18 protein-coding genes are annotated in these 16,185 nt (G+C 37.4%); 7 read left to right on the top strand and 11 right to left on the bottom strand.

The window, feature by feature from the left end; genetic code table 11:
• A partial coding sequence (locus B8780_RS08185) for a hypothetical protein (protein WP_084273281.1) occupies positions 1–417 on the top strand: 417 nt, incomplete at its 5' end.
• Between the two features lie 5 nt (positions 418–422).
• Here the strand turns inward: B8780_RS08185 and B8780_RS07885 are convergent.
• Together B8780_RS07885 and B8780_RS07880 are read right to left on the bottom strand one after the other, a co-directional pair.
• Positions 423–812: a hypothetical protein gene (locus B8780_RS07885; protein ID WP_084273280.1), complete on the bottom strand. Its 390-nt coding sequence runs from the start codon at positions 810–812 to the stop codon at positions 423–425.
• Positions 813–900: 88 nt separating this feature from the next.
• Positions 901–2,058, bottom strand: coding sequence for an ATP-binding protein (locus B8780_RS07880; protein ID WP_084273279.1), 1,158 nt, complete (start codon positions 2,056–2,058; stop codon positions 901–903).
• Between the two features lie 103 nt (positions 2,059–2,161).
• Between B8780_RS07880 and B8780_RS07875 the strand changes: the two genes are divergently transcribed.
• Positions 2,162–4,393 (top strand): PEGA domain-containing protein, encoded by a 2,232-nt coding sequence (locus tag B8780_RS07875; protein WP_084273278.1) that lies wholly within the window; start codon positions 2,162–2,164, stop codon positions 4,391–4,393.
• Here B8780_RS07875 and B8780_RS07870 read toward each other — a convergent pair whose 3' ends face one another.
• The 3 genes from B8780_RS07870 to B8780_RS07860 are packed head-to-tail and all read right to left on the bottom strand — an operon-like array spanning position 4,394 to position 7,022.
• Positions 4,394–5,521, bottom strand: coding sequence for a VWA domain-containing protein (locus B8780_RS07870; protein ID WP_161939705.1), 1,128 nt, complete (start codon positions 5,519–5,521; stop codon positions 4,394–4,396).
• 20 nt (positions 5,522–5,541) lie between these two features.
• Positions 5,542–6,336 carry a metallophosphoesterase gene (locus B8780_RS07865; RefSeq protein ID WP_048059559.1) on the bottom strand — a complete coding sequence of 265 codons (795 nt, stop codon included), beginning with the start codon at positions 6,334–6,336 and terminating at the stop codon, positions 5,542–5,544.
• A gap of 11 nt (positions 6,337–6,347) precedes the next feature.
• A complete protein-coding gene (locus tag B8780_RS07860) occupies positions 6,348–7,022 on the bottom strand; it encodes an FHA domain-containing protein (RefSeq protein ID WP_161939704.1) in 675 nt (224 codons plus the stop codon).
• Between the two features lie 184 nt (positions 7,023–7,206).
• Here B8780_RS07860 and B8780_RS07855 point away from each other — a divergent pair, with 184 nt between their 5' ends.
• On the top strand, positions 7,207–7,551 hold the full coding sequence (locus tag B8780_RS07855) for a DsrE family protein (RefSeq protein WP_011177087.1): 345 nt from the start codon (positions 7,207–7,209) through the stop codon (positions 7,549–7,551).
• Positions 7,552–7,587: 36 nt separating this feature from the next.
• Complete coding sequence (locus B8780_RS07850; RefSeq protein WP_011177086.1) at positions 7,588–7,899, top strand: hypothetical protein; 312 nt, start codon at positions 7,588–7,590, stop codon at positions 7,897–7,899.
• On the opposite strand, the gene B8780_RS07845 is transcribed toward B8780_RS07850, so the two are convergent.
• From B8780_RS07845 to pdxS, 6 genes are all read right to left on the bottom strand, one after another.
• Positions 7,891–8,469, bottom strand: coding sequence for an acetate uptake transporter (locus B8780_RS07845; protein WP_084273276.1), 579 nt, complete (start codon positions 8,467–8,469; stop codon positions 7,891–7,893). The genes B8780_RS07850 and B8780_RS07845 overlap by 9 nt on opposite strands.
• Positions 8,470–10,395, bottom strand: coding sequence for an acetate--CoA ligase (acs, locus tag B8780_RS07840; RefSeq protein WP_084273275.1), 1,926 nt, complete (start codon positions 10,393–10,395; stop codon positions 8,470–8,472).
• 65 nt (positions 10,396–10,460) lie between these two features.
• Entirely contained in the window at positions 10,461–11,330 is an 870-nt protein-coding gene (locus B8780_RS07835; protein WP_011177083.1) for an electron transfer flavoprotein subunit alpha/FixB family protein, read from the bottom strand.
• On the bottom strand, positions 11,327–12,055 hold the full coding sequence (locus B8780_RS07830; protein WP_236719427.1) for an adenine nucleotide alpha hydrolase family protein: 729 nt from the start codon (positions 12,053–12,055) through the stop codon (positions 11,327–11,329). Before B8780_RS07830 ends, B8780_RS07835 begins: the two co-directional genes overlap by 4 nt.
• Before the next feature lie 39 nt (positions 12,056–12,094).
• Positions 12,095–12,814, bottom strand: a complete 720-nt coding sequence (locus B8780_RS07825) for a DUF92 domain-containing protein (protein WP_011177081.1) — start codon at positions 12,812–12,814, stop codon at positions 12,095–12,097.
• Positions 12,808–13,803, bottom strand: a complete 996-nt coding sequence (gene pdxS / locus B8780_RS07820) for a pyridoxal 5'-phosphate synthase lyase subunit PdxS (RefSeq protein ID WP_394335505.1) — start codon at positions 13,801–13,803, stop codon at positions 12,808–12,810. The genes B8780_RS07825 and pdxS overlap by 7 nt, the downstream gene beginning before the upstream one ends.
• Positions 13,804–14,023: 220 nt before the next feature.
• On the opposite strand from pdxS, the gene B8780_RS07815 reads away from it, so the two are divergent.
• The 3 genes from B8780_RS07815 to B8780_RS07805 are packed head-to-tail and all read left to right on the top strand — an operon-like array spanning position 14,024 to position 16,150.
• Entirely contained in the window at positions 14,024–15,238 is a 1,215-nt protein-coding gene (locus B8780_RS07815) for a YeeE/YedE thiosulfate transporter family protein (protein WP_084273273.1), read from the top strand.
• Position 15,239: 1 nt separating this feature from the next.
• Positions 15,240–15,506 carry a hypothetical protein gene (locus B8780_RS07810; protein WP_084273272.1) on the top strand — a complete coding sequence of 89 codons (267 nt, stop codon included), beginning with the start codon at positions 15,240–15,242 and terminating at the stop codon, positions 15,504–15,506.
• Between the two features lie 29 nt (positions 15,507–15,535).
• The gene (locus tag B8780_RS07805; RefSeq protein ID WP_084273271.1) at positions 15,536–16,150 is read left to right on the top strand and encodes a helix-turn-helix domain-containing protein; all 615 of its coding nucleotides are present in this window, start codon (positions 15,536–15,538) and stop codon (positions 16,148–16,150) included.
• The last annotated feature ends 35 nt before the right edge of the window (positions 16,151–16,185 follow it).

Raw genomic sequence — 16,185 nt, 5'->3', positions numbered from 1 at the left:
ATGGTATCAGCAAAGCTATCATCATTAAATGCAACAATATCAAAGGTCTCAGGCAATGTAATGTACATAAACACATCACTAGGCATGGTATCAGCTAAAATAACAGCAATAACAACAAGTGTTAATGACATATCAGCAAACACATCAAAACTATTGGGCGCAAATGTCAGCATACAGACAACATTGGGAACAATATCAGGTAAGATAACATCAGTTAGCGGAAACACGGCAACGATAAAGACGGATCTCGGTAATTTAACAACATCAGTTAACTCAATAAAGAGCTCTGCAAGCAAGATATCAACGGTATCATCAGCATTAAGCACAACAGAGATCTTTGAGATCGTAATACTGGTACTTGTAATAATAACACTGGCACTTGTGGCTGTCGTAATAGGCAGGACAAGGAAACAGTAAATAAATTAATTTTTTATTTTATTTAAAAGATCTTTAAACTCTTTTATTGTAAATACATGCATATCATTATACCTTGATTTTACATCATTGTTTGGCACAATCACATATGTTTTTTTATTACTGTTTTTTATCCTTCTTATAAGATCCCTTTTATCATGCTTGAATCCTGTCTCTATCTCTATGTTAAAAGTCTCAGTCATTATATCCGGCTTATCCTCTCCTGGCCTTGCCTCCGAGACACTGTATCCCTTATTTAAAAGCATTTTTATTACAATGTCCTGCATGTAACGATGAAGATCTGATATACCCTTCCTGTTTAAAAAGTAGATCTCGCCATCCATGTCAATTGATCTTATTATATTATCATTTTTTAATTCAATTATGTCAGAGGCCATGCTGTTCCTAATGTCATCTATGGTTCCAGGTTTTTCCTTCAGGCTTCTTATTATATTTATCTTGTTATCTGATTTATTATCATTTAAATTATTTATAATTAACCGGAAACCAGTAGAGTGTGAACTCCGGAACCGTTTTATATATCCATTCATACCTTGCATCTGTGAATACATGCCTTGGCATTGTATATGCGGCATATCTCAGCTTTTCATCTATTTTTTCCAGCGCTCTAAGATCATTTTCATTAACAGTGTTAAATATAAATTGCGTTGCAAACTGGTTTCTTATTGAGTCATCCAGATCGCTGTAATTCTGCGTGCTGGTCCAGAGCTTGCCAAAGGCCCTGATCTCCCTTGCTATCTCAATGTATATTGAATGGTACCTTCCAAAGGATTTTAGCATTCTATGTGCCTCGTCTATGCATATAATGCATTTTTTTCTATTATTTGAAAGATCGTTCCAGATCATTCTTAACAACAGCTCCGTGTAAAAGATCTGTGCGTTTAAATTCAGCGAGGAAAAATCAAAGACCATGCTTTCATCCTTCAATTCAAATCCTTTGTAATTCCCATTGTATAATGACTTTATGCTCTCCTTAATAAATAATAGTGCGGATCTCTGTATACTATCCCTGGATCTTTTTAATCTTGATTCAATTTCATTTGAGAAGGATATCCAGTCACCGCTCAGCTTTGCAATCTCCATTAAAAGCGATGGTATGTACTGCGCCGTTATTCCAAGGTTGTCCATGGAAAAGGTTATTAAAAAGGATGAAACAAAACTGTCCACATCATTGAATGGGTTTATTAAATTATTCTTTATGTTTATTATTTTATATCCCATTTTTAAATACTCATCATTACTTTTATATGAAAATATGTATTTTAAATCATCCGAACTGTACAGTAAATACCTCATTAGTTTGCTCTTGCCCTGTCCTGATGTACCGCATATCAATACATTTCCGTTTGTTTTGTTCTCTATGTAGTTTATAACATCAAGGCTTCTCGGTAAAAGTCTTTTTTTCTTCATGTTTTTCCATAATGAGTACTGTGATACCATGCCGGCACCGCTCCTTCTTATTAAAAGTATTAAAATCATCAATGAGAGTATTCCAAGGTTATAAAGGTACTCAAGAATGGCAAAGAGTATTATTGCCGAGGCTATTATAATTATATAATACTCATAGATGCTTATTGAAAACCTTGAGAAGTGGAACTGCCTTATGTAATTCCTCCTGTTCATTGATGTGTATCGAACAATATGATTACAATTTTATTAATTTCATGCTTTACATTATATAAAATATAAAATATTAATTTAATAAGCATCATTTCCATTACGTTCCATGCACAGGGCTATTGTAATAATAGCAGTACTATTATTAATGCCTGTCATGCATTACCATTATAATAATAATGAGTACCTTTGCGGTAATATAAACATAAATAATAATCAATCACTTAAAATAATAAATAAAAATGTATCAATATGCAAAAACATTACAATAGATGATTCAGGCTGTTTATTGATAAAAAACTCTACAATAAAATCAAATCACACGGTTAATTTTTATATAAACGGTACATTGAAGTTATTGAACTCAAAAATTGATTTAAACGGCGTTTTTCATGCATTCAATGCCTGTATAATCATGAAAAATTCCAGCATCAATGAAACATCATATCTTAATATAAATATGAACAACTCGCATTTAATATCATATGGAAGCAGCATAAAATATAAAAGATATGCAAAAGGCGTTGAGTTTTTATATAAAAACGCATCATTTAATGGCTCTTTTATAAATCCGGGCATCATAAATTTAAGCTCCAGTGGAAATCTTTTAATAAACAGAATATTATTTAAAATGAGAATACATGGCGATATAGATTCATACAATAATATAACAGTTTACAATAAATATTATAATAATATAAGCATACCCGTAAAAAGGGGCTATTACAATTATTCATTTTCATTGAAATTAAAAAATCCGTTTCCGGCCCGTGACCTTGGAAATATAAAATACTTTTATCTTTTCATTCCAAGGGGAACCGCCGATAATCTAACGATATATAATATTAATATATCAATGTACTCAAATGATTCATTCTATGTTTTTCCATGGTTATACAATGTTTATTTTAATGGTTCAAAGATTGAGCTATATAACACAAGCATAAATGATCTTTACCTATTAAATTCAAGGGCCTATTCAACGTATTATATATCACCGTTTTTAAATAACTCAAGCCTTTACCTTTACATTGTTCCAGATATAATGTTCTCAAACGGTACATCATATTTTAATTTAAAATATAATATTATCGAGAATAAAACACAGTCATATTATAATAAAATGTTCCATGGCTTAATATATCTTATAATAAATAAAACAAGGACATACCTTGGATATTATAAAATCAATGCAGGGAAAACAGAATTTCAAATGTTTATAAGGCCGGTGAATCCCTATAATAAATTTATCTACCATGTAAATATAAAATGTCCAGGGATAACGTTTAATCCAGGAACAGTGATATTATACCATAAATACAAAATAATGTTCACCGCATCAGGTTTTAATTACACTGTTAAAGTGAATTATTCAAATGAAACATTTATATTCCATGGCAACGGAACGATGAATTTCTCATTTTACGTAGATATATATAATAAAAATATAGATTTCAAAATAACATCACATTTTTCATTATATAATTATAATTTATCAAGATCATTTGCATACGTTTTTGATACCCTGCCGGATGCATCATTAAAAATAGATTATAAATACACATACATTGACAGCGAATTAAAAATGAATTATACAATAATAAATCATGGAATGCCATTCAGCTCCGTTCTTAGCATAAGATTAAACAACGTTGATGTTCTATCAAAAAGGATCATAGCAGGAGATGATTCATTTTCATTTTACTATAATTCATCGAATATAAATAACATTACAATATCATTTTACAACAGGAGCGTTTCATTTAGGCCTGTGCATTATTACATGTTTAGGATCATCTCGAACGTGCCCGAAACCGTATATTTAAATAAAAGTATATTACATGGAAGGATCGTAAAGATTCTATCAAGGAATAATGTAATATCATTCAATGTGTCATATAATAATTATTATAAAACCAGCAAATATTATTATATAATAAACATTTCAAGGGAAAAAGAGTTATTCATAACATGGCATGCTATTTATTATGATGTTTTTGTAAAAACAAACATAAAGGGTTTTCATCTTTATGTAAACAATAAGGAATACAACTCAACATCGGATTATTTCAACTTGCATTTAAAACAGGGCAACTACACAATAATTATAACAAAACCCGGGTATAAAAGATTATCATATAATATATACGTTAACGGTAACGAAACACTGTATTTGACAACGGGAAAAACATCATATTATTATCTTTATCCACTGATATTAATACCATTCATTGCAGTTTATATAAATCACAGAAGGCATGTAAGGTGCAAAAACTGCGGCTCAGTTTATTATGCAAAACTTGATAAATGCCCTGTATGTCTATCAAAAAATAAAAAATAATTATCCCCTTAATTTCTTTGTTACCTCGCTGGCAGTCTCCCTTGCCAGGTTCCTTGTTGCCTCTGGTGTCTCGCCGATCCTCCTCGTTGCCTCAAGCTGGCTTGCCAGATTCCTTGTCGATTCTATTAGATCCATCCTTCTGGTCTGCTCGGCAACCTCGTTTATCTTGTCCATCTTCCTTGTTGCCTCAACAAGGTTTCCTGCAGAAACGTCCTTTTCATAGGCATTTAAAAGCTCAAAGTACCTATACTCATTTATCAAATCGCCGTTCAAATTTGCAAGGTAATCCTCGTTTGATGATGCCCTTGTTATTTTAACGGTTTTTTCATCATTGAACTTCATGGAACCAAGCTCGTACCTTAATTTAACCTTTAATAGCTCGCCCTCAAAGTTCTTCCTCATCGGCGTCTTACCATAGATCTTTACGGCACCCTCCATGAAGCCTATCTTAACAGGTGGCCCTGAGTAATTTAATATCTTTATCTTTTCAGGTGCCTCGAAGTCAACCTGCACGTTCTTTGCCGATATATCCGATGAGACCGTGCTCTCCATGACCTTTGGCAGCTCCTCTGGATTTTCAAGGTGATAGAATATGCTGTTTCCCTTATCTGCAAGCAATTTTAATAGATCGTCCCTGTAGTTGTCGCCTATGCCTATGCAGTCTATTGTAAAGCCCTCAGGTACCTGTAAATTTTCATATGACTCGTTCATGGATACATCCGTTGGCATGCCGTCTGTTAATAATATTATTCTTCCAGGCATGTTGTACTTATCCGCAAGCTTCGTTGCCGTTAAAAGTGCAGTGTACATTGCAGTGTTTCCTGCAACCTTCAGGGAGGGTATGGCCTCCAGCGCAAAGGTTGGCTCCTTGCCCTCGACTATTACCTTTGCGGTATCGCCGAATGCTATCAATGAAACGATGTTATCCCTTGGTATCTTCTCTATAAGGTTCATGGCGCCCTCCTTTGCAAGGTCAAGCTTGCCCTTCCTCATTGAGTTGCTAACGTCTATTGCTATTATGTAATGAAAGCCTGAGGCCTTAACGGTCTTCTCAGGGTATAAAACAACCTTGAACACTGTCATGACATCCTTTGTCGTTGATTTACCATGGCTGTATTCCAACCTCATTGATATGCTCATCTTTCACCTCATATATAATCCTTAAAAAATTCACCATTCTCCATTCGCAAAACGCCGGCCCTGAGCCTGTGGTACCTGCTGGAGAATACAGTTCTCACCTTGCCGTTCATGTCGTCCCTGAAGCCATCGGCCGTTTCATGCCCTCTTATTATGCCCTTTAGATTGTTTTTATTAAGAAAATCATCAACAATATCCTCGCCGAAGTAGAATATGTTATCGCCCCTGGGGCTTGGTATGAATCCATTGATCATCTCCCTGGGATCGTTCCACATTAATTCAAAGGCTGTTTGATTGTCAGGAACAACATCGTATAATGGCAACTCCTTTATCTCATCGATATAGTTTAAACCACTGGCAAGGCCGCCATGCACACAAAAATAATCATTTACAACCGTTGCATACGGCATAACCGAGAAAAGATCGGCGGCGTAATAATAGGTTTCCCTGTCATATTTTTCTGTTATTTCATTGTAAAATCCATAGTTCTCATTTGTTATTGGGCTCTCATGGTTTCCTCTAAGAACTATTATTTTATCAGGATCGTTTATCATCATTGATAGTATTGTTATTAGATTCTCTATGCCAGTGTTTCCACGATCAACGTAGTCTCCAAGAAAAACGATCTTGTCAAAGTCACTGTAATTCCTGAAAACAGTCTCCGTGACATCAACCGCGCAGTGTGTGTCTCCAACGAATAACACCCTGTCTGCATTAACAGGCTCAAGGAATGGTCCGTTCTCCATGGATTTTATTATATCACGGGCCTCGAGTATTACCGAAATCACATCATCTTTTGTAAGCATTCCTATCATGTTTAATCAAACACCAGCTTAAACATTGTCGAGTATCCAAACCTTATTAATGCGTTGTTCTTTAACGGCGTTTTTCCGGTAAGTTTTACAAATTTGCCGTCATAAAGGAAGGTTCCGTTTGTGCTGTTTAAATCCTCGATCTCTATTACATTGTTGTTCATTCTTATAACAGCATGCTTCTTTGAAACATCTGCATCCGGAACAACTATGACATTCTCTGGGCTCCTGCCTATTGTTATCTCAGGAAAAACGTCGAATTCCAATGGTATCTTGCTCTTAACGAACCTTGCATCAGGTGAGTTAACTATTATAAACGATGGCTTTCCTGTTACCTGGTCACCGGTCATTTTGACCTCGACGTGCTCCATCTCAGGCTCATCAGGCTCCTTCTCTATCTCCGGCTCATTTTCCCTGTTTGCATTTTCCTGTGCCTGTGGCTCTGCGTTATCATTGCCTTCAAGTTTCTCAGGCTCGGTCTCGGGTGCATCTGCGTTGTTCAGCATGTCCTCATCCATTGGCATTTCCTCAGGTGCATCAGCCTCGGTCTTCTCGTCTACGGGCTGGTTAAGTATCTGATCGTTATTATTTTCCTTAACAACCTTTGTGCTTCCACAGACAACACAGAATTCGTCCTCGTCCTCATTTTCAGTACCGCATATGTTGCATTTCCATGTCATAAACAATATAACATTATTATATATTAAAATCTTTCCATAATGTCTGACATTATAAATTATTTTTACATTTATTCTTGATCCTAAAAATAATGAGTCCATGGTTGTTATTTTAATATATAATTAATTATAAAATATTTCATGTCATACATCGAAATATGTATATAAAAAAATATAATACATAACCATGGCAAAAATATTCGTCATATCAACATCAGGCAAGGATGATATAAATAAAACGAACATGGCAATAAACTTTGCACTTGGTGCAAGGAACAACGCAAAGGCCGATGTTGCCTTTATGTTCCTGGGACGCGGTGTCGAATCATTACTAAAGAATTCGGGAAACTCTGATGCCATGGATGCGCAGATAAAGAAGATGATATCATCAGGAATAGATGTTAGCTATTGCTCTGTATCATTGAAAGGCCTTGGATTAACAAAGGAACTAATCTTTGATTTAAGGGATGTCATGGGCGGTGTTGAGACCGTAAAGAGAATAGAAGAAGGATACAATGTTATAACATTCTAAATTAAAAGTTTATAATAATTAAATAAATCCATTTTTATGTGGGATAAGATATGCGCTATTGTATTGATTGATGGAAACATATTAATAAAAAAGCCATTTCCGTCACCGCAGGATGAGCTGCCATTTAAAAGATCAATAGGTGAGATAAAGGGCCAGATAGCAGATTATAGATTAAGCATTGAAAATTCAAATCTTGGAATACATGCTGTCGAGTTCATTGATAGATACGAGGTGCATGTCGATCTCTTTGATCCATATAAAAATCCATTAAAACATATAATATTTGAAAGCCCAGGATCAATTCTCGATGCACTGTTTATAATAAAAAATATTGGTAAACTATTTTAGAATGGCCGGGCCAAGCGGTATTGTTCCTGGCTTTAATGAGTTATTTACTATTCCAAAGCTTGTGTAAACGGCAAAGAAGGCCGTCAGGAATCCAAAGATGCCGCCAAGTCTTGTTAATTCGATTATTGAATAGTATGATCCAAAGCCCAGGACAATAAAGGCAAGCCACAGGAACAGAAAGGTTAAAAACAGTGCAAGGTTTAGCCTGAAGGTTCCAGACCACATGTAAAGCGTGAAAAGACCCCAGAGTATTAATGCTATTCCAAGGGCCTTTCCAGGTATGCTTATTATCTTTAAATCATTAAATATTACTAAAAATGCATAGAAGAACCAGAAAGAGCCATAGCTTGTAAACGCCGTGAAGCCAAAGGTATTTCCACGGCGCATCTCAAAGGCCCCTGTTAAAAGCTGTGCAAAGCCACCGTATGCAAAGGCCAGTGGCATGACAACGTTCACGGCGCTTCCTGATAGTATTCCTGCGTTGACAAAGCTTAATAAAAACGTTGTTAATCCAAAGCCTGCAAGGCCAAGCGGTGCCGGGTCAGCCTTTAATGCATTGTTTATGTCCATTTAATCACCTGTGTACCTTTTTAATTCCTCAACGGCCCTTTTTATCTCGTCTACAGATGCCTCGTTTTCAAGCGTTGTGATATCTCCTGGGAGCTGGTCCAGATAAACAGCCTTTATAACACGCCTCATGATCTTTCCTGATCTTGTCTTTGGCAGTGAATCGACTATATGTATCTCCTCAGGAACCATGATTGGTCCAAGCTCTTCCCTGATCTTCCTTTTAAAATAATCTATCAGGTCAGGACTCTTTTCATAGCCCTCCTTTAATGTTACAAATGCTATTATTGTATCGCCCTTTATTGTATCAGGTTTTCCGAACACAGCTGCCTCGGCTATCTCCTTCATCGATACAAGTGCATCCTCTATTTCTATTGTTCCTATTCTATGCCCTGAGACCTTTAATACCTCGTCAGCACGGCCAAGCAGCCATATGTAGCCATCATCGTCCTTTACCGCGTAGTCGCCCATTAAGTACATATCCTTAAACTTTGAAAAATAGGTTTCTATGTACCTTTTATCGTCGTTGTTCACTGTTAGCATTAAACCGGGCCATGGCCTTCTTAAAACAATGTATCCCTTCTCGTTTCTCTTTACCTCTCTTCCATTGTCATCGAGTATCACAGGATCTATTCCAGGCAGCGGAAATGTTGCAGAGCCCGGTTTTAAATCAGGAAGTCCAAGTCCAAGCGCAGGTGCTATTGTGAATCCACCGGTCTCGGTCTGCCAGTAGGTATCTATTATTGGACACCTTGATTTTCCTATTACCTCATAGAACCAGTGCCATGCAGCCGGGTTTATTGGCTCACCAACCGTTCCAAGCGTTTTTAATGAGCTCAGATCATGTGAATTTGGATACTTATCTCCGTACTTCATTAACAATCTTATGGCCGTTGGGGATGTGTATAATATGTTAACACCGTACCTTTCTATTATATCCCAGACACGATCCGGCTTTGGATAATCTATTGCGCCCTCGTACATTATTGATGTTACTCCAAGGAGCAGCGGCGCAAAGACAATATAGCTGTGCCCGGTTATCCAGCCAATATCCGCGGCGCACCAGTATCTATCCTCGTCCTTTGGATCAAAGGCCCATTTCATTGTGTTTGATATCCATACAGGGTAACCGCCGTTGCCATGGACTATGCCCTTTGGCTTTCCTGTTGTTCCCGATGTGTATAATATAAACAACGGATCGTTTGAATCCATCTTTTCAGGTTCAACGTAGCCGTCCTCTATAATATCATTGTAATAGAAATCGCGCTCTGATTCCATGTTTATCTCATTGTTTGTATTTTTCACAACTATTACGCTCTCAACGTTCTCGGTTAACTCAAGTGCCCTGTCAACTATGCTTTTTAACTCAACGATCTTTCCACGGCGCCATGCACCATCAGCTGTTATAACCATCTTTGATCTTGAATCCTTTATTCTCTCTGCAAGTGCCTCAGCGCCAAAGCCAGAGAAAACAACGTTGAACACAACACCTATTCTGGCACATGCAAGCATTGCAACCGGAGCCTCAAGTATCATTGGCATGTATATTGTAACGTGATCGCCCCTTCTAAGGCCCATGTTTAAAAGTCCCCTTGCAAGGGCATTGACCCTTCTGTATAAACCGTAGTATGTTACTATCTTTTCATTTCCTGATTCTGAGACCCATATGTATGCAACCTTGTTTCTTTTATCGGTCTTTATATGCCTGTCAAGGCAGTTGTATGAAACGTTTGTTTTTCCATTGACAAACCATCTAAAAAAGGGCTTTTTTGAATCATCCAGAACCCTGTCGTAGTCCCTGAACCATTCTATTATTTTTGATTTTTCATTCCAGAACTCCTCTGTGTTCTCAATGGATCTCCTGTACTCATCAAGATACCTGCTAAAAGAGGTATTGTATCTCTCATCTGTTGGTAATGTCTCACTCATTATAGTATTTAACATTAAACTATATATTAAATTTACGTAATAAACATTAAAAATTGTCGAAAAAATCAGGAAAGTTTTTTAACAAGCTCAGGGACAATCCTGTATAAATCGCCAACGATGCCGTAATCACACTCATCGAATATCGGCGCATTTTCATCCTTGTTTATTGCAATTACAATCTTTGAATCACGCATGCCGGCTATGTGCTGTATCTGACCTGAGATTCCTATTGCTATGTAAACGTCAGGTCTTACCTTCTTTCCTGAGATGCCGACCTGCCTGTCCTCCGGGAGCCATTTTAGATCAAGACATAATGGCCTTGATCCTGCAATCTCCGCATTCAATACCCTTGCAAGCGGTTCTACAATATTTATATCCTCCTTTTTTGACAGGCCGCGGCCCACTGAAACAATAATCCTTGCATTCTCTATGTTCGACGAGGATCCCCTGTTCTCGGTTCTGTCAATTATATTAACATTTCCATCGTTTTTTAGATCCTGTTCCCTGCTTTTATTATCAAGTCTCTTTTTATCAGAGATGCCCTTTTGAACGGTGAATATACGTGCATCTGATTCCTCCTCAAGTATTGTTTTACCACCGTAGAAGTACCTCCTGGTTTTAACAGTATCATTGAACTCTATTGATATTATTTCAGGTATTGCGATTTTATTCATTGCTGCAGAAAGATATCCGGCAACGCTCCTTCCAAGAACTGTGGATGATGCAAAGATATAATCATAATCCTTGGAAATCTCAAGGGCCCTCTTTGAAATTTCATTCTCTAATGGATCATCAAAGAAGTAAACATTACCCGCACCGTAGTAAAGCACCTCATCATTTTTTATTGAGATTAAATCAAGATCCATTTTATCCCTTAGATATGTAAGCAGCTCACATGATATTTCAACATCGTCTGATATAATCAATGATTTCATCTTGAGACCCCCTTTAAAACCTTTGCTATTTCATCTATGCCATTATCATCCTTGTATATTATCTTTTTGCGCTCGCTCTTTGGTGCCAGGTTTGATAAGATTTTTATATCATTGTATTCTGGTTTTGACTCCTCAATATTAATTTTTTTCTTTGATGCGGCCATGATCTGCATTATCGTTGGCAGCCTTGGCGTGTTAATCTCCTGTGCAACGGATATTATTACAGGCATGTTCGTCTCCTCAAGATAGTTAACACCCTGGGCGGATGTTACCTTTACCTTATTATTATCAATCTCTATTGAAATTGCATTGCTTATAATATTTATATTTAATAATCCACTTAATATGCCCGGAAGAAGTCCCGTGTATGAATCAGCGGACTGGTTTCCAAGTATTATAACATCATAATTCATGGATTTTATCTTTGATGCAAGAACCTTCCCGGTTGCCAGTGGATCACTGTGATCATAGCCTGTTATTATATACGATTCATCAACGCCCATTGCAAGAGCTTCTTTTACAACCTGGCCTGCCTTTTCATTGCCTAACGTTATTGATACCACATGGCCGCCGTATTTTTCCTTGAGCTGAACCGCTGCCTCTATTGCATTCTTGCTTAATATCTCTGTTTTATATGGTATATTCTCAGTGATGGGTCTGCCACTGCTATCTATTTTTATCTGGTCAAGATCTATCATCTGTTTCACAAGAACGATGATTTCCATAACTCTTTATGTTTACAATAATTATTAATCTTTTTAAATCTACATTAAAATTGCCACTCCGGCAACAACAGATATCAATGTTGCCGTTAAATTAACCTGGCCCTTGGACATCCTTCCACGGTTCTCAAGAAGCGATCCAAGTATTGAATCCACCTGGCAGCCAAGGAAGCCAAGCAGTGTTATAACCAGAACGGGATATACAAAGAAGGCACGATACATTAATAAGCTGTATGTTAATCCAATTATAAACGAGCCAAAAAGCGCGGAGGACTCGCCAAGCAGGGAAATGCCACCGTTTGTTCCGGGCCTTACCCTTTTAAAATTTGTTATTAAAAAAACGTTTTTGTCAAAAACGCCCAGCTCTGATGCAAACGTGTCAGAATTCACTGTTGCAAATGATATTGCAAACAGCTCAAAGTAATTGAAGCTGCCAAGTTTTGACACATTGAAAAGCGCTATTATTAAACCTATCATGGCGGCGTACATCACATTCGATGTTTTTCTCTCTCCGTTCTTACCTTCCTGGAGGCCGTTCCTTGTTTTTTCCTTTATTTTAAACCTTGTTGCAATGTACGATGTCATTGCAAAAACGATCATTAGTATAAGCCAGTACAATGAGCCTGCTATTGCAATCACATAGCCTACAAAGAGCGCAGAGATACTTCCCTTTAAATCAAAAACGTTGAATATCCGCGAAACTATAAAAAGTGCTATTAATATTATGCTTGCATATAAAATATTAAATTCGTTTATCACCATCCCCTCTCCTGGAGCCTCTCAATATTATCTATCTCAAGGCCCTCCATGCCCTGAAGCCCTGATGAAACATCTGCTATTGTCTTGTAATCCTCGTAGTTCTCTGCTGCCTCAACTATCGCAGACGCCATTCTTGCAGGATCCTTTGATTTAAAGATTCCAGAGCCAACGAAAACGCCGTCAAGGCCCATCTTCATCATTAGCGCAGCATCGCTTGGCGTTGCAACACCACCGGCCGCAAAGTTCACGACAGGTAATCTCTTGTATTTCTTTATCTCCTTCAATGTTTTTAATATTCCATTTATTATTTTATCTGAATCCATGCCATAGTATAAATCATCCATGTCCGGGAAGTTATCGTAACCAAAGAGCTCTTTTGATGTTTCCTTTCTTAATATAAAATAGGATGATGCTATGTTTTCCGCAACCTTTTTCATGTCTGATTCATTTAATCTTAACAAAACGTTTATTCCGTCGTTTACCTTTCTTATATGCCTCATGGCCTCTATTATGTTTCCTGTGCCGGCCTCGCCCTTCGTCCTTATCATGGCCGCCCCCTCAAAGATCCTGCGGACCGCCTCTGGAAAAGTCCTGGCACCGCAGACAACAGGCACTTTATAAATTTTTTTATTTATATGGAAGAATGGATCCGCCGGTGTCAAAACCTCTGATTCATCAAGCATGTCAACGCCAAGTGATTCAAGAACATATGCCTCGCTGATATGGCCTATTCTAACCTTTGCCATAACAGGTATCGATACTGCATCGATTATCTCCTTTATTTTTAATGGATCTGCCATCCTGGCAACGCCGCCATTTGCCCTTATGTCTGCCGGCACCCTCTCAAGGGCCATTACCGCAACTGCACCGGCCTTTTCCGCTATCCTTGCCTGCTCGGCAGTTGTGACATCCATTATAACGCCGCCCTTTGTCATCTTTGCAAAACCGCGCTTTATGAGCTCGTCACCATGCCTAAGTGAGCTTAAATCCATCATATTTTCAAACATTCATTTAAAAGATATAAATCTTGTTAAAATTTTTTGCTACATTATATTAATTTATTTTTTAAATTCCAAGATGCAATATATTAATAAAAATATAATTATAGATATACTATTTTATAAATATTTTTTATTTAATATTTATCCTAACATATAAGGATATTAATTAAAATACATAAATTTAATTTTCATATGCTTAAAGGATGAGAGAATGATAGGTGTAACAGCATATGAATGGATTGGTCTGTTCATAGGTATAATAATAGGCGGCCTTGCCGAAGCCTGGGGCATATCAAACCCCGAGGTGCTTATAAGGCTGGGCCGCTGGAAGGACAGGCTCTTTGTGGGCTGCATAGCCATTGCAATAGGTGCGGGTGCAATAGCACTCTATGGTTTATCATTTGCAGGCGTTGCATTCCACTGGGGCATAAAGCCTGATTATATAGTTGGTGTTGCCCTTGGCGGCGCAATCTTTGGTACAGGCATAGCCATTTCAGGATACGTTCCAGGAACAATATGGATGGCACTTGGAGAGGGCAGGCGTGACGCATTATACGCGGTTCTTGGCGGCCTTCTTGGGGCGGCATCATGGACCTTGATATACCAAACATCATTCGGACAGTGGCTTGTTTCATATCTTAACTTTGGTGAGATCTACTTCGGCGGAACAGTTGATACAAACCTTGGAGTTGGCTTCGGAATAGCAATAGTCTGGGCCATAATAATGTTTACAATAGCATATACACTTCCAAGGTACAAGAATGGAAAGAGCTGTGCATACACATCGTTGCATAAAAACTATAGAATGTCCACTGAGGAGGAAAAAGAATACGCCGAGACTGCAGCAATGCTCCTGGAAGGATCATCAATGCCTCTTGGGAAAAACAACCTGCCTGAAAAGGTTAATTACCACTGGACTGTATCATCAAAGCTCTTCGGCGTTGTCATGATGTCCGTTGGCATAATAATAGGATTAACAGTCGTTCTTGAGATGTTCTTGCACCAGATCTTTGGTGAATCAACGACATATTCATGGATTGTTGCAAAGATCTGGCTTCCCGCAGGTTACTGGAAATACAGCACGCTTGTTGTTCATACAATAGGCTGGGAGCCATTCAGTGATATAGGAACACTGTTTGGCGCTTTTCTGGCATCGATATTCTTTACAAGGAGGTTTCAGTCATTTAACAATGTTATACCGCCATCATGGAGGAAAAGATTTGGAAACAGCCAGATTAAAAGGGCTGCAGGTGCATTCTCCGGTGCATTCTTAATGCTGCTTGGCGCAAGGATGGCCGATGGCTGTGCCTCAGGGCATATACTGAGCGGCGATCTTCAGATGGCCGTGAGCAGCCTCGAGTTCTTCGTCGTTGTCATGGTCTTTCTTTTAATGGTATCGCATATAATATACAGGAGGGTTGATTAAAATGGATGTAATAGAATCAGAGGAAAAATCAAGAGAGAAAAATGAGCCTGAAAGAAGATCAGAGTCCGGAATAAAGGCATTTATAATATTCATGACCGGTATTATTATAATAACCGCGGCGCTTACATCGGGAACATACAATGGCTATGATCCAGATGGATACTCTGTTGCAATAACAGGCTTCTTTGTCATAGTTACTATCGTTATGACCGCAGTCTGGTACCGCTCGAAATACAATAATTATTCATATGAAAAAGATAATCAATAATTTTTTATTTAAATTAACATTTTTATTTAATGAATTTAAAAACCGGTGTCAGGGTGGCCATTCAGATCAGGCGCGATGACTGCGAGGTCACAAATTATATTTACAATCAATGTCCTGGTGCATCCATTGAGCGGGTTAAAATAGACGGAATTCAAACAATACATAGAATTATAATAAATTCTGATAAGACAAGGGAAACTGCAATTAAATTAAAAGCTGTATCAGATGTTTTTATATCAGGCAGGCGTGTTATATGGGCAAAATCAGGTTGCTGCAGCTCATGCTCTGTAATAGGCAAGTTTGACGATGTAATAACAGGAACAAAATCATTATCATCAGAAAATATCATATATAATATAATTCTTCCAGATATTGCTGAACTAAAAAGGCTGGAAAATGAATTAAGATCAAAAAACATTGATTATTCTATAATAGACATGTCAGAAAATGAAAATGACAATTTAACAGACCGTGAAAAGGAGATCATAATTGAAATATATAAGCGTGGATATTTTAACAATGATAGGAATCAGTCGCTTACAGAAATAGCAAGGGATCTTAATATATCAACAGCATCGCTTTCAGAGATATTAAGAAAGAGCCTTAAAAAGATTATTAATTATTACATAGAAAACAAGATATAGTTAAAAAATGCAAATATTTTTTTAATTATCTTTAT

This window comes from Picrophilus oshimae DSM 9789 (genome assembly GCF_900176435.1).
In the GTDB taxonomy this organism is placed as follows: domain Archaea; phylum Thermoplasmatota; class Thermoplasmata; order Thermoplasmatales; family Thermoplasmataceae; genus Picrophilus; species Picrophilus oshimae.
Note: the sequence above shows the minus strand (reverse complement) of the source record. Positions and strands in the feature narration are given on the sequence as shown.